The organism is Pseudomonas flexibilis (assembly GCF_000802425.1).
GTDB classification, from domain to species: domain Bacteria; phylum Pseudomonadota; class Gammaproteobacteria; order Pseudomonadales; family Pseudomonadaceae; genus Serpens; species Serpens flexibilis.
On sequence record NZ_JRUD01000027.1, the window covers coordinates 34,526 to 53,542 of the forward strand.

Below are 19,017 nucleotides of genomic sequence, written 5' to 3' on the forward strand. Positions count from 1 at the left end.
ACACCGCCTGTGCGGCGGTCTCACAAGGGCTTGCCGATGTCCGATTTCGACTTTTCCCAGCGGTTTCTCTTCGATGACAACGACGTGCGTGGCGAGCTGGTCGCGCTTGAAGACAGCTACCAGCAGGTGCTGGCCAAGCACGCCTATCCCGAGCCGGTAGCCCGCCTGCTGGGCGAGATGATGGCGGCGGCCGCCCTGCTGGCCGGCAATCTGAAATTCGAAGGTTTGCTGGTGCTGCAGGCTCGCTCGTCCGGTCCGGTGCCGCTGCTGATGGTGGAATGCTCCAGCGAGCGCGAGGTACGTGGCATTGCCCGCTACCATGCCGAGCAGATCGACGCGCAGGCCGGCTTGCGCGAGCTGATGCCCGAGGGTGTGCTGGCGCTGACCGTGGACCCCAAGGATGGCCAGCGTTACCAGGGGATCGTCGCTCTGGACGGTGCCGACCTGGCCGAATGCCTGAGCCAGTATTTCGTCAATTCCGAGCAGCTGCCCACAAAGTTCTGGCTGCAATCCGACGGCCGGCGCGCACGCGGGCTGCTGCTCCAGGCGCTGCCTGCCGACCGGCTGCGCGACCCGGAGGAGCGTCAGGCCGCCTGGGAGCACGTCACTACGCTGGCCGATACCCTGCGCGCCGAAGAGCTGCTGAAGCTGGACAACGAAACCCTGCTGCATCGCCTGTATCACCAGGAGCAGGTGCGTCTGTTCGACGCGCTACCCTTGCAGTTCCGTTGCAGCTGTTCGCGCGAGCGCTCGTCGCGGGCGCTGGTCAGCCTGGGCGAGGAGGATGCGCGCCGCTTGCTGGAAGAGGAAGGCGGCACGCTGAGCATCGACTGCCAGTTCTGCAATCACCGTTATCTCTTCGATGCCGCCGATATCGCCCAGCTGTTCGCTGGCGGAGGCAGTGACGAGCCGTCGTCCACGCGGCATTGAAGGGCATTCACGAGAGATTTGCTCAATCGCAGCGATAGCCAGGCTTCATTTGAAGCGCTCCCTAAGGCGCTGCGTTTCTGGCATAATCCCCGGCACTTTTTTCTGTAGTGGAACCCTGGGGGCACTACACAGCAACAGAGAGGGCTCGGCAGCCGCCGACGAGGACGCACATGACGCAAGGTAACACTACTGTTTACACCGATATCAGCCCCGCCCAGCTGGTCGAGGAAGCGCTGCGCCGCGGCGAAGGCCAACTGGCCGCCAACGGTGCACTGGTTGTCCGTACCGGTCACCGCACCGGTCGTTCCCCGGCCGACCGTTTCATCGTCGAAGAGCCGAGCACCCGCGAACAGATCGGCTGGGGCGCCATCAACCGTCCCTTCCCGGCCGACAAGTTCGACGCCCTGTGGGACCGCGTCGTGGCTTTCAACAACGCCCAGGATCATTTCGTCTCCCATGTGCATGTCGGTTCCGCCGGTGAGCACTACCTGCCGGTGAAGATGACCACCCAGACCGCCTGGCAGAACCTGTTCGGCCGTCAGCTGTTCATCAACCCGCACACCTACAACCCGGCCGGCAAGGACGAGTGGCAGGTGCTCAATGTCGCCAACTTCGAGTGCGTGCCCGAGCGTGACGGCACCAACTCCGATGGCTGCGTGATCATCAATTTCGCCCAGAAGAAGGTGCTGATCGCCGGCATGCGCTACGCCGGCGAAATGAAGAAGGCGATGTTCTCGGTGCAGAACTTCCTGCTGCCGGAGAAGGACGTGCTGCCGATGCACTGCGCCGCCAACATCGGCGAAGACGGCGACGTCACCCTGTTCTTCGGCCTGTCCGGCACCGGCAAGACCACCCTGTCCGCCGACCCGAGCCGCTACCTGATCGGCGACGACGAGCACGGCTGGGGCGAAGGCGTGGTGTTCAACATCGAAGGCGGTTGCTATGCCAAGTGCATCGACCTGTCCGAGAAGAACGAGCCGGTGATCTGGAAGGCCATCCAGTTCGGTACCGTGCTGGAAAACGTCGTGCTGGATGACAAGCGCATCCCGGACTATGCCGACGACAGCCTGACCCAGAACAGCCGTGCCGCCTATCCGCTGGAATACGTGGAGAAGCGCAGCGAGAAGAACCTGGGTGGCGAGCCGAAGGCGGTGATCTTCCTGACGTGCGACCTGACCGGCGTGCTGCCGCCCGTGTCGATCCTCAACAACGAGCAGGCTGCCTACCACTTCCTGTCCGGTTACACCGCTCTGGTCGGCTCCACCGAAATGGGTTCGGGTGCCGGCATCAAGTCCACCTTCTCCACCTGCTTCGGCGCGCCCTTCTTCCCGCGCCCGGCCGGTGTCTACGCCGAGCTGCTGATCAAGCGCATCCAGGCATTCGGCTCCAAGGTCTACCTGGTCAACACCGGCTGGACCGGTGGCGGCTACGGCGTCGGCAAGCGCTTCAGCATCCCGACCACCCGTGCGGTGATCGCTGCGATCCAGAACGGCTCGCTGGTGGGCGCGGAAACCGAGCACCTGCCGATCATCAACCTGGACGTGCCGAAGGCCGTCGCCGGCGTTGAGACCGAGCTGCTCAATCCGCGCAACACCTGGGCCGACAAGGCTGCCTACGATGCCGCCGCCCGCGAGCTGGCCGGCAAGTTCGTCACGAACTTCCAGAAGTTCGAGGTGAGCGAAGCCATCCGTAACGCCGGTCCGCAGCTGTAAGCGCCACCTGCTGATGAAAGAGCCGCCTTCGGGCGGCTTTTTCGTGGGTGGCGTGTTTCCGGCCGGCGATGCGGTGTGCATCGACGCCGCGTTCGGCGGCCAAGGCGTTGCCTCGACCGCCCTGCGGTGATGCGGCCGCGGCCGCCGGGGCGCTAAGCCTGCTGCGCGAACCAGTCCAGCGCCTCGTCCCAGAGTGGCTGGGCGGCGGGACGGAAATAGCCCATGTGGCCGATATGGCCGAACGGGGTCGGGTCGATGTCGCGGCGCTGCAGCGGTGCGTTGCGGTAGGCCTGCACAAAGGCATCGCGCGAACGTGGCAGCGCCCACAGGTCGTCGAGCGTGTTGGCCGCGACGATCGGCGTGCGCACCGTGGCGAAGGGTTCCTCAATGCCGCGCATCTGCGGGTCGTCGAAGAAGTAGCGCGGGAACTTGCACCAGCGGCGCCACTGGCGATACACGCCCATCGGCAGGTCCTCGCCCAATCCCAGCATCTTCCAGGGCGAATAGCCCTTCCAGGCGCTGAGTGCCGGGAAGATCAGATTCCACATCAGCATCACCTTGAGGCGCTCGCCGAGCGGCATCCAGCCATGCCAGCCGGCGCCGGTACCGAACAGGTAGGCGCCGGCGAATCTTGTGTGGCTGGGCAGCAGGCCGAAGGCATGTCCGCCGAAGGAGTGGCCGACCAGGAACAGCGGCCCCTGCGTTGCGTCGACCTGTTCGACGGCGGCGGCCAGGTCCTGGCGCGCCCAGTCCAGGTATTCCATCTCGAAGCCCTTCAGGCTGGCGGGCCGGGAGCGGCCGATGCCGCGGTAGTCGAAGGTCAGCACCGCGTAGCCGTGGCCGCTGGCGTATTCGGCAAAGCGGCGGTAGAAACCCTGCGGCACCCCGGTGGCGCCGGCTACCAGCAGCGTGCCGCGCAGCGGACCGCTGGCGGCGAAGCGGGTACCGGTCAGCGGGTAGCCGTCCAGGGCGTTGAAGGTGACGGTCTCGGTGCGCGGGGCGCTATCAACGCAGCTGTTCATGGGGACTCCGGGTTCTTGTTGTTTCGTTCGTGCTGCAGCAGGTCCAGCAGCAGACCGGTGGTGATCGTCATGGTCGCGCCATCGCCGGCGACACGCGCCTGCAGCAGGGCGCCTTCGTAGGCGGAGAGCACCAGCGTGGCCAGCGCCTGGGCGCGGGGCGGTGCAATGCCGAGGCGCTCCAGCAAGCCGCTCACGGCCAGGCGCAGGCGCGCGAAGCCTTGGGCCAGTGCGCCGCGCAGCATGTCGTCGTCCGCCGTGGATTCCAGCGCGACGGTGGCCAGCGGGCAGCCCCGTTCGAAGCCGCTGTCACGCAGCAGTCGCTCGGCCTGGCCCAGCCAGTCGGCCAGCGCCTGCAGCGGTTCGGGTTGTTCGGCCAGTGCGGCCAGCGAGCCTTCGAGGCGCGTCACCACCCGGTCGATGGCCGCCACCGCCAATTCGGTCTTGCCGCCGGGGAAATGGTGATAGAGCACGCCCTTGGGGCTGGCCGCCTGGCTGAGCAGTTCGTTGAGGCCGACGCCATGCAGACCCTTGCGCTGCAGGGCGTCGGCCATGGCGGCAATCAGCCGGTCCCGGGAGGTCATGGATGCGTTCATGGACGGAACTCTATAGACCGTTTGGTCTAGTCGCAAGCCGCGCGGTAATCCGCCGGGGTGAATGCGTGTCGGGGACTGCTGTCACACAGGCATTGCTTGCCGAGGATCCGTCATGCCGAGCCGTCGCCAGTTCCTCCTGAATGCCACCCTGCTGGCCGCCCTCGCCCAACTGCCGTGCGGCCCCCTGTGGGCGCAGACGCGGCTGCAGCAGCGCGCCATTCCCTCTACTGGCGAGCCGCTGCCCGTGATTGGATTGGGCACCTCGCGTACCCATGATGTGCCGCTGGATGACGAGGCCCTGCAGCCGTTGCTGGAGGTACTGAAGACGTTGGTCAACGGCGGCGCGCGGCTGATCGATACCGCGCCCAGCTACGGCAATGCCGAGCGGGTGTGCGGGCGTCTGGTGGAGCAGTTGGCGGTGCGCGACAAGGTGTTCTTCGCCACCAAGGTCTCCGCGAGCGGCGAGCAGGCCGGTCGCCGTCAGCTGGAGTCCAGCTTCCGGGCGCTACAGACTCCGCAGATCGATCTGGTACAGGTGCACAATCTGCAGGACACGCGCACCCAGTTGAAGCTGCTGCGCGAACAGAAGGCGCTTGGGCGCATCCGCTACCTCGGCATCACCCACTACCGCGAGGCCGCCCAACAGGACGTGCTGGACGTGCTGGCCAAGGAGCCGGGCATCGACTTCGTGCAGATCAACTACTCGGTGGGCGAGCGGCTGGCCGAGCAGCGCCTGCTGCCCTGGTGCGCGGACCACGGCATCGCCGTGCTGATCAACCGGCCGTTCGCGCGCGGGCAGCTGCTGTCGCGGGTCAGGGACCGGCCGCTGCCGGACTGGGCGATGGAGGTGGATGCCACCTCCTGGGCGCAACTGCTGCTCAAGTTCATCCTCGCGCAGCCGGCGGTGACTGCGGTGATCCCGGCCACCTCCAACCCGCGCTACATGGCCGACAACCTGCTTGCCGGGCGCGGGCGCCTGCCGGATGCGAGGCTGCGTGAGCGGATCGTCGCGGCCTTCGCCTGACGGTCGGCAGCCTGTCGAGCGGCTGGCGCGGCTGATCGACGCGCGACGGGCCGAGCTGCCGGCGGCGCTGGTCGGCTTCGCGCTGTTCCTGTGCCTGTTCTCGGGCTACTTCATGCTGCGGCCGCTGCGCGAGGCCATGGGCATCCAGGGCGGGGTCGAGCACCTGCAGTGGCTGTTCACCGCCACCTTCCTGAGCATGCTGGTGGCCGTGCCACTGTTTGCCTGGCTGAGCGCCCGTGTGCCACGGGTGCGCTACCTCGATTGGGTATACGGCTTCTTCGCCACGCATCTGGCGGGCTTCGCGCTGCTGTTCGCCGTGCAGCCCGACCACGTCTGGCTGGCGCGCGCCTTCTTCGTGTGGATCTCGGTCTACAACCTGTTCGTGATCTCCGTGGCCTGGAGCCTGATGGCGGATGTCTTCGACGGGCAGCAAGCCAAGCGGCTGTTCGCCTTCATCGCCGCCGGTGCCAGTGTCGGTGGCTTGCTCGGCCCCATGCTGAGCGCGCTGCTGGTGGGGCGCCTGGGCACCGCCGGGCTGCTGGTGCTGGCCGCCCTGTTGCTGCTGCTGGCGCTGGGCTGCAAGCACTATCTGATGGGCTGGCGCGAGCGGGACGGCGCCGGGCGTCCCGGCGCGCCACCCGCCGAGAGCAGTCGGCGGCCGATTCCCGGCAATCCCTTCAGTGGCCTGACCCTGCTGCTGCGCTCCCGTTACCTGGCGGGCATCGCATTGTTCGTGGTGCTGCTGTCGACCACCACCACCTTCCTGTATTTCGAGCAGGCCCGCCTGGTGGGCGCGCTGTTTCCTGAGCGCGCCAGCCAGGTGCGGGTGTTCGCGCTGATCGACCTGATCGTGCAGGCCGGCGCGCTGATCGCCCAGTTGTTCATCACCGGGCGGGTCGCCAAGCGCCTGGGCGTGCGCGTGCTGCTCTCGGTGGTGCCCCTGCTGGTGTGTCTGGGCTTTCTCGGGCTGGCGCTGGCGCCGGTGTTTGCGCTGCTGGCGGCGCTGATGGTGGTGCGACGCATCGGCGAATATGCCTTCGTCCGACCGGGGCGCGAAATGCTCTTCGCGCCGCTGGATGCGCAGAGCAAGTACAGGGCCAAGAATGTCATCGACACGCTGGTGTACCGCGGCGGCGACGTGGCCAGCGCCTGGCTGAAGAGCGGTCTGGATGCCCTGGGTCACGGGCCGCTGCCGGTGGCCCTGGTGGGCGCCGGGTGTGCGGCGCTATGGGGCTGGCTGGGCTGGCGCCTCGGACGTCGAGCCGATGCGCTCAGCGCCGCGCCTCAGCAGTAGGCTCTCTGGGCGCAGGACTCCGGCTCGGGCTGGCCGTCCGGGGTGGAGCAGATCTGGTCGCGCCCGCCGGTCTTGGCGCGGTACATGCGGTGGTCGGCCAGTTCCAGCAATGCGGTGGGGGACGCCACGCGATCGGCGCAGCGCTCCGACAGGCCGATGCTGGCGGTGAGCCGCGTGCCGTCCGGGCGCACGCCCAGGCCGGATTCGGTCAGGCGCTGCAGGGCGCGGCGCGCCTGGTTCATGTCGGTGTTGGGCATCACCAGCAGGAACTCCTCGCCGCCCCAGCGCAGCAGGGTGTCGGAGCCGCGCATGCGCGTCTGCAGGTTGTTGGTGAACGCCTGCAGCACCCGGTCCCCGGCTTCGTGGCCGTAGGTGTCGTTGATTGCCTTGAAGTGATCGATGTCGAAGAAGGCCAGCGCGAGGCAGCCATTGTTCTGCTCGGCATTGCTCCACAGCAGGTGGAGGATTTCCGTGCCGCTGCCGCGCGACAGGATGCCGGTCAGCGGATCGCGGATTGCCTGGCGCACCAGGGCGATCATGAAGGCCAGCTGGCTCATGCAGGCCAGCGCGGTGACACCGGCGATCAGCACCAGCAGCCAGTAGCCGCCGGCGTAGGACGGCCAGTTGAGCACCGGCCAATTCAGGAAGCCGGCCAGGCCCTGGGCGAGCAGCAGCGTGCTGGCCAGAACCAGATTCTCCGCCAGGGTCAGCGGGAAGATGGCCAGGCCGGCCATCAGCACGAAGGGCAGGAAGGCGTAGCCGGTGGCCACCGCCGCCGAGAAGGGTTCAAGCTGGTGCCCGGTGATCAGGGTGTGTGACACCACGTAGAACACCGTGGGGATGAAGAACAGGATGGCGATGGCCCGGTAGGCATCCAGCAGGTTGCCATTGGGACGATAGAACACCAGCAGGCTGGCGAAGGCCATCGAGGCCAGCAGGCGGGACACCGCCAGGCTGGACCACAGCGGGTAATCGAAGACGATGAGGTCGATCACGCTCCACAACGGCGTGAGCAGCGCGAACAGGAAGGCAAACAGGCGCACGCGATTGACGATCATGGTTGCTCGGCGCTGGCTGAGCAGTAACGAATGGCGGTTCGGCAGCAGCAGTTGCGGAAACTCGACGGCCTTGAGCTCGTTGGGCAGCAGCGAGGCAAGACGCCGGATGAGCAGATCGAAGGGCTTGGGCATTTTATTGTTGGACCTTCACGTGATTGGGCGCTGCATCCGAGCAAAACCCTGCCGCAGCGGGCTGGGGACTGGTTCCTTCAGGTCCTTAACCCACCCGCAGTGCCGGCTGGCGGCACCGCAGCGTTTCGCTCGCACGCAAGGAGTAAGGCCAGGCATGACCGTACCCTTCGGATCGGATGCCGTATCTGCCTAACCTGTCACAGACTTACGTGGAAAATCATGAGCTGGATCAACGAAGATGGCAGAGTGGCATCTGGTCGCAGCAGGGATGGCCAAAAAAAAGCCAGATGGCTACGGCGCACAGGCCATCGCATGCGCAGCGGCGCGCCAACAGCTTATGCACAGGGCTATCCCCCGCCTGTGGGGAAAACCGCAGAAGGGCGGCGCCGTTCGGAATGCGCTCCCGAGGGGCTCCGGTGGGCCGATAACCGCAGGCGGACTGGTCGAAATTTCAACGACTTACGCTAAGCCCCGGTGCAGAGCGGCGCATTGACCGGCTCAACAGCTTATCCACAGATTGTTCCCCGGAAACGGTGGGAAACCGACCATGGGCGGGTGAAAAAACGTCCGCCGCCGGCCAGCCCCCGGCAGCTGTGCTTCAAGGGAGCCGGTCAACAGCTTGTCCACAGGATGATCCAACGAAGCTGGGCATAACTCACAGCGTCAGAGAAACCTCGCCGAGCCGGGCGCCATTGGGGCCGAAGCGACGTTCGTGGAACTCGCGCCGGCCGTCGGCTTGCACGATCAGCACGCTGCTGGCCCGGGTGCCGTAATGGGCGCTGGCGATGAACACGCTGGACAGCAGGCGCTCGGTGTCCAGGCCGACGCCGGTGTTCGGCAGGTGGGCGTCGTCGGCCGGTGTGGGATCAGCCAGCAGGTCCATCAGGTTCCCGGGGTGCGGCGTGTCCAGGCGCTGCGCCAGGGCCTGGCGGGCGCGTACCAGCTTTGGCCACGGCGTATCCAGGGCGGCATTGCACAGGCCGTAGACACCGGCGCCCAGCTCGCGAGGCTGAGCTTCGCGTGCGTGCAGGTAACAGAGTCGCTCGGTATCGCCCACCAGCAGATTGAAGCCGCTGTATTCGCCGGTGCGCCGTGCAACCTCGGCCAGGTAGTCCTGCGGCGAGCAGTCCCCGCGCAGGAAGCCCGCCACCAACTCGCCCCGGGAGCGCAGTCCCAGCGGTTGTCCGGGATCGCGGATATTGGTCAGCGCGGCGAAACGGCCGTCGGGGCCGACACCCATCCAGGTGCCGCCTGCTTCCAGATCGCGCCCGGCATACACGCCGGGCGCCTCGTCCCAGTGCGCCAGCGGCAGGCTGGGACGGGCATGGAACTCGTCACGGTTGGCGGCGACCACCAGCGGCAGCGCGTGGCCGGGGCGCCAGGCGAACAGGATCAGACACATGTGCATTACCCAGAGCGATGACCGGCCCAGCTTGCCGCCGGGTCGGTGTCACGGCAAGGGCTGCCGGTAGCTGCCGCCGGGCGCTTTGCTCTACCATGCCGGCTTCGTTTCCGGGGGCTGGCATGGAATTTCTAATCTATCTCGTTCTGGGGGCCTGTGCCGGTGTGCTGGCCGGGTTGTTCGGCGTCGGCGGCGGGCTGATCATCGTGCCGGTGCTGGTGTTCAGCTTCACCGCCCAGGGCTTCGCCCCCGAGGTGCTCACCCACCTGGCGGTGGGCACCTCGCTGGCCACCATCGTGTTCACCTCCATCAATTCCATTCGCGCGCACCACAAGCGCGGCGCGGTGCTCTGGCCGCTGGTTGGCTGGATGACCGCAGGCATCGTGGTCGGCGCCGCGCTGGGCAGCCTCACCGCCGACTGGCTGCAGGGCGAGGTGCTGCAGAAGATCATCGGCGTGTTCGCCATCAGCATGGCCATCCAGATGGGCTTCAACCTGCAACCCAAGGCCGGCGGCGCGGTGCCCGGCAAGGTCGGCCTGAGTGTGGCCGGCACCGTGATCGGCTGGGCCTCGGCGATCTTCGGTATCGGCGGCGGCTCGCTGACCGTGCCGTTCCTCAACTGGCGCAGCGTGCCCATGCAGCAGGCAGTGGCCACTTCCGCCGCCTGCGGCCTGCCGATCGCCATCGCCGGCGCCATCAGCTTCATGGTGGTCGGGATGGATGCCCCACACCTGCCGGCATGGAGTGTCGGCTACGTTTACCTGCCGGCGGTGGTCGGCATTGCGCTGACCAGCATGTTCTTCGCGCGTTTCGGGGCTACCCTGGCGCATCGTCTGTCCCCGCTGATGCTCAAGCGCCTGTTCGCGGTGCTGCTGGTGTGTGTGGGCACCAATTTCCTGATTTGAGGAGTGTCGGATGCTGCCTTATCCGCAGATCGATCCGGTGGCCATCGCCATCGGTCCCCTGAAGATCCACTGGTACGGGCTGATGTACCTGATCGGCATCGGTGGTGCCTGGCTGCTCGCCTCGCGGCGGGTGCAGCGCTTCGCGCCGGAGTGGAACAAGGACAAGCTGTCCGACCTGGTGTTCTGGGTGGCGCTGGGGGTGATCCTCGGCGGTCGCCTGGGCTATGTGTTGTTCTACGACCTGGCGGCCTACCTGGCCGATCCGGCGAAGATCCTGCGTGTGTGGGAAGGCGGCATGTCATTCCACGGCGGACTGATCGGCGTGCTGCTGGCGGTGTGGCTGTTCGGCCGGCGCAACGACAAGTCCTTCTTCGCCCTGATGGATTTCATCGCCCCCCTGGTGCCGATCGGCCTGGGCGCCGGGCGCATCGGCAACTTCATCAACGCCGAACTGTGGGGCAAGGCCACCGACCTGCCCTGGGCGATGATCTTCCCCACCGACCCGGCGCAGCTGCCGCGCCATCCGTCGCAGCTGTACCAGTTTGCCCTGGAAGGCGTGGCGCTGTTCGTCATCCTCTGGCTGTACACCCGCAAGCCGCGTCCGGTGATGTCGGTGTCCGGCCTGTTCGCGGTGTGCTACGGCATCTTCCGCTTCGTCGTCGAATTCGTGCGCGTGCCGGACGCCCAGCTCGGCTACCTGGCCTTCGGCTGGCTGACCATGGGCCAGCTGCTGTGCATCCCGATGGTGCTGATCGGTGCCGGGATGATGGTCTGGGCGTACCAGCGCGAGGGCCGCGGCGCCTGACCGATTGGCGACCGCTTCAAGCGATGAATGGGGCACATGGGATACCATGCGCCCCATTCGCGTTTTTACCGGGCCCAGCATGAAACAGTACCTCGACCTGATGCGCCACGTGCGCGAGCACGGCACCTTCAAGAGCGACCGCACCGGCACCGGCACCTACAGTGTGTTCGGCTACCAGATGCGCTTCGACCTGGCCGACGGCTTTCCGTTGGTCACCACCAAGAAGTGCCACCTCAAGTCCATCATCCACGAGCTGCTGTGGTTCCTGAAGGGCGAGACCAACATCCGCTACCTGAAGGAAAACGGCGTCTCCATCTGGGACGAGTGGGCCGACGAGAACGGCGAGCTGGGGCCGGTGTATGGCTACCAGTGGCGCAGCTGGCCGGGACCCAACGGCGAGTCCATCGACCAGATCGCCAAGCTGGTGGAGATGATCAGGAAGAGCCCGGACTCGCGCCGGCTGATCGTCTCGGCCTGGAACCCGGCGCTGGTCGACCAGATGGCCCTGCCGCCCTGCCACGCGCTGTTCCAGTTCTACGTCGCCGACGGCAAGCTCAGCTGCCAGCTGTATCAGCGCTCGGCGGACATCTTCCTCGGCGTGCCCTTCAACATCGCCAGCTATGCGCTGCTCACCCTGATGGTCGCCCAGGTCTGCGACCTTGAGCCGGGCGAGTTCATCTGGAGCGGCGGCGACTGCCACCTGTACGCCAACCACCTGGAACAGACCGACCTGCAACTGAGCCGCGAGCCGCTGCCGCTCCCGACCATGAAGCTGAACCCCGAGGTGAAGGACCTGTTCGCCTTCCGCTTCGAGGACTTCGAGCTGGTCGGCTACCAGAGCCACCCGCATATCAAGGCGCCGGTGGCGGTGTAAGCCGCAGCGTCCGTAGGGTGGACAACGTTGTCCTTGTCCACCATCGCGCCGGCACGGCGCGCCTGGGGGTCCGCGCTTAGCCGGCCGCGCCTGGCCGGCCGCGCCTGGCGGCGCGTTGGTGGATCGGTGAAGCGCGATCCACCCAACGCCCAGCAGGCCGGCATGAAGCCTGGTCTCTCAGCGCTGCAGGGCGGGCAACGTTTTTCCTTGGCCGCCGTGCGGGATCCGCATGGCGGCTACGTTCGCTTGGCCAGCGCATCAATCAGCTGCTGACGGTCTTCCTCGCCGCGCACCTTGCCGTTGAGCGATGACCACTCGGGATGCGCGCGCGCTGCCGACAGCGGCTTGGGCAGCTTGCCCGCCTTCCAGGCCTGTTCCTGGGGCGACTCCAGGCGGATGGCCTGCTGCGCCGCATGGCCACGGGTGGCCAGTGCATCGAGCAGTTGGCGCTGGCGCAGGGCCAGCAGGCGCAGCACGGCGTCGTCCACGGTCAGTTCCTTCTCGCCCTTGAGCTTGCCCAGCAGGCGATTGCCATAGTGCCGGGCGGTCTGCGCGCCGCCGCCGGCCAGCGCGCCAAGCAGCGCGGCGGCGCCGAGGGTGATGCCACCGACCATCAGGTCGACCCCGGCGCCGGCCGCGGCCCCGGCGGCCATGCCGGTGCCGATCTTCACGCCCATCTGCTTGAGGGTTTCCGGGTTGAACAGATCGTCGCTCCAGCGGCCGTCCAGCAGTGGCAGCTCGCCGGCATCGGCGTCGTCCTTGCGAAAGGCGTACAACCGCAGCAGCGCCTCCACGCAGCGCTGCTCGCGCTGGCGCACGGCCTCGCGCAGCTCGCCGGTGGCGCGGCGCTCCCGCTCGGGGTCGTCCGGCACGCGGCGGCGGCCGGCGGCCACGTCGACCAGCAGCTCGGCGATGAGCTGGCGTCCCGCCTGCAGGCGTTCCGTAGCCTGCTGCTCGTGGGCCTGGATCAGCCGCTCCAGGCGCGCTCGGGCGGACTCCAGCAGCAGCGCCAGGCTCTCGTAGAGACGCCGCTCGCCGTCCTCGGGTGGCGCCACGGTGTCGAAGCGCACCAGCGCATGCAGGCCCAGCCGTGCCAGGGCGGCGCGCCATTCCTCCTCGCGCTGCAACGGGTCGCGCACGAAGTTGAGCACCGGCAGCAGCGGCTTGCCGCAGTCGGCCAGCACGCTCAGCTCGTCGCGGTACTTGGCCAGCACCGGCTCGCGGGCGTCGATCACATACAGCCCGGCGTCCGAGGCCAGCAGCTGGCGCAGCACCTTGGCCTCCTGTTCAAAACGCTGCCGCGCCTCGGGGCCGGCGAGGAAGCGTTCCACGCGGGCCGGACCGTCGAGGCGTTCACCGGAGGGCGCCAGGCGTTCGAGGTAGTCGAGCAGCTCGATGGCATCTTCCAATCCGGGCGTGTCGTACAGCTCCAGCAGCGTCTCGCCATCCACCGACAGCCGCGCGCCCTCGACGTGGCGCGTGGTGCTCGGCCGGTGCGAGACCTCGCCGAAGCCGACGTCGCGGGTCAGGGTGCGCAGCAGCGAGGTCTTGCCGACATTGGTGTGGCCGACCACGGCCAGTTTCAGCGGCTCAGTCATGGCCCTTCTCCAGCCAGTCCAGGGACGCCTCGGCCAGACCGAGGCGCTGCAGCGCGGCGCGCCAGTCGTCCAGGCGCGCGGCATCGGTATCCACCGGCAGCAGCCAGACGCGGGTGGCCGCCGCGCTGCGCGACAGTTCGCCGAGCAGCGCCAGCGTGCCGCGATCCGGCGAGCGGCGCGGGTCGCAGGCCAGCAGCAGGCGCGCGGCCGGGCGCTGGGCCAGGCGTTCCAGCAGCTGGCGCCGCTGTTCGCGGCTGTCCAGCACGCCGGCGTTGCCGGCCCCGGCGGGCAGCGCCGGCGGCCAGGGGTAGGCAGGGTCCAGCTCGATGCCGACCAGCAGCCGGCCCTCGGCTTCGGCGGCGAACGCGCCGGCGCGCGATTCCGGCAGCGCGGTGGGTGCGGCGTCCTGCACGCCGAGCCGTTCGCTGGGCGGTTGCAGGCGCTCACGGAGCAGGGCGTTGCCGGGCGCGTCCAGGGGCAGGCGCAGACGTCGCACACCGTGACGCCAGCGCCACAGGCAGAGCAGTCCCAACAGCAGGCGTGGCAGCAGACCGTAGATCAGCAGCACGCCCAGCAGCCACACTGCCCAGGCCTGGCGGGCGCTGTCCTCGCGCAGCGGGGACGCACCGCTGGCGCGGATCTGTTCGATGTCCGGCAGACCGAAGCCCAACAGCGCCGGCAGGGCGCCCAGCGCCTGGGTCAGCCTCACGAAGCTGTCGGCGCCCAGCAGGGTGGTTTCCCAGACGAAGCTGTAATGCCGGGTGGACAGCATGGCCAGCAGCATCGCCAGCGCGCTGAGCAGGGTCACCAGCCAGAGGCCATGGACCAGCGTGCCCAGTCCCCAGCGGGCCAGCCGCCGGCGCCGCAGCAGGATCATCAGCGCCGGCGCCAGTTGCACGGCCTGGGCGTCCCGCGCCAGCCGTTCGCTGAGCCACAGCCAGAGCCGCCCCAAAGCCCCGCCCGCGTCGCGGGTCAGCAGCAGCCCGAGCAGCCAGCCAAACAGCGTAAGCAGATGCAGGCCGAGCAGGCTGCCCAGCGCCCAGAACACGTTGACCGGACGCTGGCCGTCACCCAGGGCGGCGAATGCCAGACCGGCGCCGGTGAGCACGGCCAGCAGGAGCAGGATCAGCAGACCCAGCCGTGCCCCCTGGCGCCAGTGACCGAGAGCGCCGCGCTGTCCGTCACGCTCGGCCAGTTGCAGGGCGCGGGATTCGATGCGCGTTTCCAGGGACGGGCCGGCGAGGCGGGCACGCCGGTTGATCTCGCCGTCCTCCAGCGGTCCGGACTGCTCCTCGCGCAGGCGAATCGCTTCGCAGAGCCAGAGACGGTCGAGGTGGGAGAGGGGTGCAGAGGACACGGCAACACTCGCAGTGGAAACTGGCGTCGAGGATAACCGCTCCCGAAAGTGTTGGCAGTGCCAAACATTTCCCCCGCGATCTGTTCACACTGCAAACCTTCCGGCGCTATTCTCGCGCCCCATGAACAGCACTCGCCTTCCCCTCGCCATGATCGCCGCCCTGGCTCGCAACCGGGTGATCGGCCTCGACAACCAGATGCCCTGGCACCTGCCGGCCGACCTCAGGCACTTCAAGACCATGACCCTCGGCAAGCCGATCATCATGGGCCGCAAGACCTGGGATTCCCTCGGCCGTCCGCTGCCCGGCCGGCTGAACATCGTGGTCAGCCGCCAGGCGGACCTGCGTCTGGAGGGCGCCGAGGTGTTCGGCTCGCTGGAGGATGCCCTGGTGCGCGCCGACGCCTGGGCGCGCGAGCAGGGCGTGGACGAACTGATGCTGATCGGCGGCGCGCAGCTGTATACCCAGGCGCTGCCGCTGGCCGAGCGCCTGTACCTGACCCGCATCGAGCTGGAGCCGGCCGGTGATGCGCACTTCCCGGAATGGCTGGACCACGAGTGGCAACGCGACAGCCATGCAGCGCATGCCGCCGAGGGTGACGCGCCGGCCTACGCCTTCGAAGCCTGGAGTCGCCGCCGCGCATGAGTGACGCGGCCGTGCGCCATGCCTGGTGGGAGGACATCCAGGCCCTGCCGCTGGGTTGCGCGCTGATCGCCCTGGGCATCAGCTTCTTCGCCCAGGCCGGGCTCCTCAGCGGTGGCACGGTGGGGCTGGCCTTCCTGCTCAACTACTGGGGCGACTGGCCGCTGGGCGGCATGTTCTTCCTGATCAACCTGCCGTTCTATGCCCTGGCACTGTGGCGCATGGGCTGGAAGTTCACCCTGCGCACCTTCTGCGCGGTGGCGCTGGTTTCGCTGTTCGTCGAGCTGACCCCCGGCTGGGTCGCCTTCTCCCATGTCGAACCGCTGTACGCCGCGCTGTTCGGCGGCTTCATGATTGGCGTCGGCCTGCTCATGCTGTTCCGCCACCGCGCCAGCCTGGGCGGGGTGAACATCCTGGCGCTGTTTCTGCAGGAACGCTTCGGCCTGCGCGCCGGGCAGGTGCAGATGGCGGTGGACGCGCTGATCGTGCTGGCGGCCATCGCCATCGTGCCGGCGGATCGGGTGCTGCTGTCGGTGCTGGGGGCGGTGTCGCTCAACCTGGTGCTGGCGCTCAATCATCGCGACGGGCGCTACAGGGGTGCCAGTTAGCGAAGCCTGGCGTGGCGCCTCAATACACCCGCAACGGCTCCTCATCCACCGCCATCAGTTGCTCGCGCAGCAGGCCGATCTGCTGGCGCCAGTAGTTTTCCGTGGTGAACCAGGGGAAGGCCGGCGGGAACGCCGGGTCGTCCCAGCGTCGCGCCAGCCAGGCGCTGTGGTGCAGCAGGCGCAGGCTGCGCAAGCCTTCCAGCAGCGGCAGCTGGCGGGTCGGGAAGTCATGGAATTCCGCATAGCCGTCGGCCAGCTCGGAGAGCTGACGCAGGCGTTCCTGACGGTCGCCGCACAGCAGCATCCACAGGTCCTGCAGGGCCGGGCCCATGCGGCAGTCGTCCAGGTCGACCACATGGAAGCTGCCATCGCGCTCCAGCAGGTTGCCCGGGTGGCAGTCGCCATGCAGGCGAATGGCGCTGTAGGGCGTGGCGGCGAACAGCCGGTCCAGCCGTTCCAGCAGCGCCTGGGCGGCGGCCACATAGTCGGCGCGCAGGCTGGCAGGCAGGAGCGGGCTGTCGCGCAGGGTGGCCAGCGAGGCGTGGCCGAAGTTCGCCACGGTCAGCGTTTCGCGTTCGCGGAACGGGCGGCTGGCGCCGATGGCATGCAGGCGACCAAGCAGCTGGCCGAGGCGATACAGCTGGTCCAGATCGCCCGGCTCCGGCGCGCGACCGCCCCGGCGCGGAAACAGCGCGAAACGAAAGCCGCCGTGCTCGAACAGGCTCTCGCCATCGCGGCGCAATGGCGCCACCACTGGCACTTCGGCCTCGGCCAGTTCCTCGGTGAAGGCGTGTTCCTCGCGGATCGCCGCATCGCTCCAGCGCTGCGGGCGATAGAACTTGGCGATCAGCGGTTCGCCATCCTCGATGCCCACCTGATAGACGCGGTTCTCGTAGCTGTTCAGCGCCAGCACGCGGGCGTCGCTGACCAGGCCCAGGCTTTCCACCGCATCGAGCACCTGGTCCGGGCCGAGCGTGGCGAACGGGTGAGTGTTCACAGCGCCCTCAACGGCAGCATCAGGTGCGCGGCCAACTGCTCGGCGACCTCCTGGGCCGGATCGGCGGCCAGCACCAGCAGCAGGTCCTGCTGCTGCGCTTCGCGGCGCGCCTCGTCGACCAGGCGCCGGGCCACGCCGCGACCGCGGGTCAGCGCACGCACGCACAGGTGCGACAGGCGCAGGAAGTCGCCGCCGGCCCGCAGGCGCGCAGCGCCCAGCAGGCGGCCGTTGAAGCGCGCCACGCGCAGGCTGCCATCGGCCAGGCACTGCTCGATCAGCGCGGCGCCGGCGGCGAACGGCGGCAGCAGCCAGTCGGGCGCGTCGGCATAGACGTTGAGCAGGTCCTGGCGGTCCTGCTCGGTGAGCTGGGCGGGGCATTCGACGTAGACAGGCATGGCGGCATCGCTGCGGAAAAGAAAGGCGGCTAGGGTAGCAAGCCGCGCGCCGGCTGCCCAAGGGCCGCGCGGTTCCCCGGCGCGCGGGTTCCGGCCTATAATGCGCGCCCTTCGGGCTGTGGAAAACGTCCACGGCGCCCTCTGTTCTTTTGCGGAGCTGGTCATGGTCGAACGTAAGGCGTTCGTCGAACGCAACACCCTGGAAACCCGCATCAAGGCGGCGGTCAATCTCGATGGCACCGGCAAGGCGAACTTCGCCATCGGCGTGCCCTTCCTCGAGCACATGCTCGACCAGATCGCCCGCCACGGGCTGATCGATCTGGACATCGAATGCCAGGGCGACCTGCACATCGACGACCACCACACCGTGGAAGACGTGGGCATCACCCTCGGCCAGGCGTTCGCCAAGGCGGTTGGCGACAAGAAGGGCATGACCCGCTACGGGCATTCCTACGTGCCGCTGGACGAAGCCCTGTCGCGCGTGGTGATCGACTTCTCCGGGCGTCCGGGCCTGGTCATGAACGTGCCCTACACCCGCGCGACGGTCGGCAAGTTCGATGTGGACCTGTTCCAGGAATTCTTCCAGGGCTTCGTCAACCACGCCCAGGTGACCCTGCACATCGACAACCTGCGTGGCAGCAACACCCACCACCAGATCGAAACCGTGTTCAAGGCCTTCGGCCGCGCGCTGCGCATGGCCCTGACCCTGGACGAGCGCATGGCCGGGCAGATGCCCTCCACCAAGGGATGCCTGTGATGCAGACCGTCGCCGTCATCGACTACGGCATGGGCAACCTGCACTCGGTGGCCAAGGCCCTGGAACATGTCGGTGCCGGCCGTGTGCTGGTGACCAGCGACGCCCAGGTGATCCGCGAGGCGGATCGCGTGGTGTTCCCCGGCGTGGGCGCCATCCGCGATTGCATGGCCGAAATCCGCCGCCTGGGCTTCGACGCGCTGGTGCGCGAGGTCAGCCAGGATCGCCCGTTCCTCGGCATCTGCGTCGGCATGCAGGCGCTGATGGAGCGCAGCGAGGAGAACGGCGGCGTCGACTGCATCGGCCTGTTCCCCGGCCAGGTGCGCTTCTTCGGCAAGGACTTGCACGAGGACGGCGAGCACCTCAAGGTGCCGCACATGGGCTGGAACGAGGTCGAGCAGGTGGTCAGCCATCCGCTGTGGCACAACATTCCCGACCGGGCGCGCTTCTACTTCGTGCACAGCTACTACATCGAGGCCGGCAATCCGCGCCAGGTGGTGGGCCGTGGTCATTACGGCGTGGATTTCGCCGCCGTGCTGGCCGAAGGTTCGCGCTTCGCCGTGCAGTTCCACCCGGAAAAGAGCCACACCCACGGCCTGCAGCTGCTGCAGAACTTCGTGGCCTGGGACGGGCGCTGGTGAGCCGCGGCAAGGGCGCGCTGGGGGCGCTGAAGCTGGAGGCCGCCCAGGAGCAGGCCGCCGCGCAGGTGCTCAAGCGCTTCCTGGAGGAGCGCTTCGAGCTGGAGCTGGGCTCGTTCGAGGTACTGGAAGTCCTCGAGCTGATTGGCCGCGAAGTCGCCCCGCACTACTACAACAGGGCGATTGCCGACGTGCAGGCGCTGCTGGCCGACCGCTTCGCCAGCATCGAAAGTGATGTCTGGGCACTCGAGAAGAGCTGACGCCCCCTCTTCCATCGAT

Annotated in this window: 20 protein-coding genes; 12 read left to right on the forward strand and 8 right to left on the reverse strand. The window is 67.9% G+C overall.

The window, feature by feature from the left end:
• The first annotated feature begins 36 nt into the window (after nucleotides 1-36).
• Complete coding sequence (gene hslO, locus SF06_RS15585) at nucleotides 37-930, forward strand: Hsp33 family molecular chaperone HslO (protein WP_039562515.1); 894 nt, start codon at nucleotides 37-39, stop codon at nucleotides 928-930.
• A 170-nt stretch (nucleotides 931-1,100) separates the two neighbouring features.
• Nucleotides 1,101-2,642 (forward strand): phosphoenolpyruvate carboxykinase, encoded by a 1,542-nt coding sequence (locus tag SF06_RS15590; RefSeq protein WP_039562518.1) that lies wholly within the window; start codon nucleotides 1,101-1,103, stop codon nucleotides 2,640-2,642.
• 152 nt (nucleotides 2,643-2,794) lie between these two features.
• On the opposite strand, the gene SF06_RS15595 is transcribed toward SF06_RS15590, so the two are convergent.
• Entirely contained in the window at nucleotides 2,795-3,664 is an 870-nt protein-coding gene (locus SF06_RS15595) for an alpha/beta hydrolase family protein (protein WP_039562520.1), read from the reverse strand.
• Nucleotides 3,661-4,257 carry a TetR/AcrR family transcriptional regulator gene (locus tag SF06_RS15600; RefSeq protein WP_175610511.1) on the reverse strand — a complete coding sequence of 199 codons (597 nt, stop codon included), beginning with the start codon at nucleotides 4,255-4,257 and terminating at the stop codon, nucleotides 3,661-3,663. Before SF06_RS15600 ends, SF06_RS15595 begins: the two co-directional genes overlap by 4 nt.
• A gap of 112 nt (nucleotides 4,258-4,369) precedes the next feature.
• Between SF06_RS15600 and SF06_RS15605 the strand changes: the two genes are divergently transcribed.
• The gene (locus tag SF06_RS15605) at nucleotides 4,370-5,281 is read left to right on the forward strand and encodes an aldo/keto reductase (RefSeq protein WP_027589983.1); all 912 of its coding nucleotides are present in this window, start codon (nucleotides 4,370-4,372) and stop codon (nucleotides 5,279-5,281) included.
• Nucleotides 5,253-6,575 carry an NTP/NDP exchange transporter gene (locus tag SF06_RS15610; RefSeq protein WP_234703337.1) on the forward strand — a complete coding sequence of 441 codons (1,323 nt, stop codon included), beginning with the start codon at nucleotides 5,253-5,255 and terminating at the stop codon, nucleotides 6,573-6,575. The genes SF06_RS15605 and SF06_RS15610 overlap by 29 nt, the downstream gene beginning before the upstream one ends.
• Here the strand turns inward: SF06_RS15610 and SF06_RS15615 are convergent.
• A complete protein-coding gene (locus SF06_RS15615; RefSeq protein WP_039562525.1) occupies nucleotides 6,566-7,765 on the reverse strand; it encodes a GGDEF domain-containing protein in 1,200 nt (399 codons plus the stop codon). The genes SF06_RS15610 and SF06_RS15615 overlap by 10 nt on opposite strands.
• A gap of 655 nt (nucleotides 7,766-8,420) precedes the next feature.
• On the reverse strand, nucleotides 8,421-9,167 hold the full coding sequence (locus tag SF06_RS15620) for an NRDE family protein (RefSeq protein WP_039562527.1): 747 nt from the start codon (nucleotides 9,165-9,167) through the stop codon (nucleotides 8,421-8,423).
• 122 nt (nucleotides 9,168-9,289) lie between these two features.
• On the opposite strand from SF06_RS15620, the gene SF06_RS15625 reads away from it, so the two are divergent.
• From SF06_RS15625 to SF06_RS15635, 3 genes are all read left to right on the forward strand, one after another.
• Nucleotides 9,290-10,072, forward strand: a complete 783-nt coding sequence (locus tag SF06_RS15625; protein WP_039562528.1) for a sulfite exporter TauE/SafE family protein — start codon at nucleotides 9,290-9,292, stop codon at nucleotides 10,070-10,072.
• A gap of 10 nt (nucleotides 10,073-10,082) precedes the next feature.
• Nucleotides 10,083-10,877 carry a prolipoprotein diacylglyceryl transferase gene (lgt, locus tag SF06_RS15630; protein ID WP_027589988.1) on the forward strand — a complete coding sequence of 265 codons (795 nt, stop codon included), beginning with the start codon at nucleotides 10,083-10,085 and terminating at the stop codon, nucleotides 10,875-10,877.
• A 79-nt stretch (nucleotides 10,878-10,956) separates the two neighbouring features.
• Nucleotides 10,957-11,751: a thymidylate synthase gene (locus SF06_RS15635; RefSeq protein WP_039562530.1), complete on the forward strand. Its 795-nt coding sequence runs from the start codon at nucleotides 10,957-10,959 to the stop codon at nucleotides 11,749-11,751.
• A 236-nt stretch (nucleotides 11,752-11,987) separates the two neighbouring features.
• On the opposite strand, the gene SF06_RS15640 is transcribed toward SF06_RS15635, so the two are convergent.
• Entirely contained in the window at nucleotides 11,988-13,349 is a 1,362-nt protein-coding gene (locus tag SF06_RS15640) for a DUF3482 domain-containing protein (protein ID WP_039562533.1), read from the reverse strand.
• Nucleotides 13,342-14,706, reverse strand: coding sequence for a DUF2868 domain-containing protein (locus tag SF06_RS15645; RefSeq protein WP_039562534.1), 1,365 nt, complete (start codon nucleotides 14,704-14,706; stop codon nucleotides 13,342-13,344). Before SF06_RS15645 ends, SF06_RS15640 begins: the two co-directional genes overlap by 8 nt.
• 121 nt (nucleotides 14,707-14,827) lie before the next feature.
• Here SF06_RS15645 and SF06_RS15650 point away from each other — a divergent pair, with 121 nt between their 5' ends.
• Together SF06_RS15650 and SF06_RS15655 are read left to right on the forward strand one after the other, a co-directional pair.
• Complete coding sequence (locus SF06_RS15650) at nucleotides 14,828-15,349, forward strand: dihydrofolate reductase (protein ID WP_027589350.1); 522 nt, start codon at nucleotides 14,828-14,830, stop codon at nucleotides 15,347-15,349.
• A complete protein-coding gene (locus SF06_RS15655) occupies nucleotides 15,346-15,954 on the forward strand; it encodes a YitT family protein (protein ID WP_037008470.1) in 609 nt (202 codons plus the stop codon). Before SF06_RS15650 ends, SF06_RS15655 begins: the two co-directional genes overlap by 4 nt.
• Before the next feature lie 19 nt (nucleotides 15,955-15,973).
• On the opposite strand, the gene SF06_RS15660 is transcribed toward SF06_RS15655, so the two are convergent.
• The gene (locus tag SF06_RS15660) at nucleotides 15,974-16,951 is read right to left on the reverse strand and encodes a serine/threonine protein kinase (protein WP_039562536.1); all 978 of its coding nucleotides are present in this window, start codon (nucleotides 16,949-16,951) and stop codon (nucleotides 15,974-15,976) included.
• On the reverse strand, nucleotides 16,948-17,346 hold the full coding sequence (locus SF06_RS18390) for an acetyl-CoA sensor PanZ family protein (RefSeq protein ID WP_039562537.1): 399 nt from the start codon (nucleotides 17,344-17,346) through the stop codon (nucleotides 16,948-16,950). The genes SF06_RS15660 and SF06_RS18390 overlap by 4 nt, the downstream gene beginning before the upstream one ends.
• A gap of 163 nt (nucleotides 17,347-17,509) precedes the next feature.
• On the opposite strand from SF06_RS18390, the gene hisB reads away from it, so the two are divergent.
• Genes hisB through SF06_RS15680 form a run of 3 tightly spaced genes read left to right on the forward strand, consistent with a single transcriptional unit; the run spans nucleotide 17,510 to nucleotide 18,998 of the window.
• Nucleotides 17,510-18,103 carry an imidazoleglycerol-phosphate dehydratase HisB gene (hisB, locus tag SF06_RS15670; RefSeq protein ID WP_027589346.1) on the forward strand — a complete coding sequence of 198 codons (594 nt, stop codon included), beginning with the start codon at nucleotides 17,510-17,512 and terminating at the stop codon, nucleotides 18,101-18,103.
• Nucleotides 18,103-18,741 carry an imidazole glycerol phosphate synthase subunit HisH gene (hisH, locus tag SF06_RS15675; protein WP_027589345.1) on the forward strand — a complete coding sequence of 213 codons (639 nt, stop codon included), beginning with the start codon at nucleotides 18,103-18,105 and terminating at the stop codon, nucleotides 18,739-18,741. Before hisB ends, hisH begins: the two co-directional genes overlap by 1 nt.
• Nucleotides 18,738-18,998: a DUF2164 domain-containing protein gene (locus SF06_RS15680; RefSeq protein WP_037008469.1), complete on the forward strand. Its 261-nt coding sequence runs from the start codon at nucleotides 18,738-18,740 to the stop codon at nucleotides 18,996-18,998. Before hisH ends, SF06_RS15680 begins: the two co-directional genes overlap by 4 nt.
• The last annotated feature ends 19 nt before the right edge of the window (nucleotides 18,999-19,017 follow it).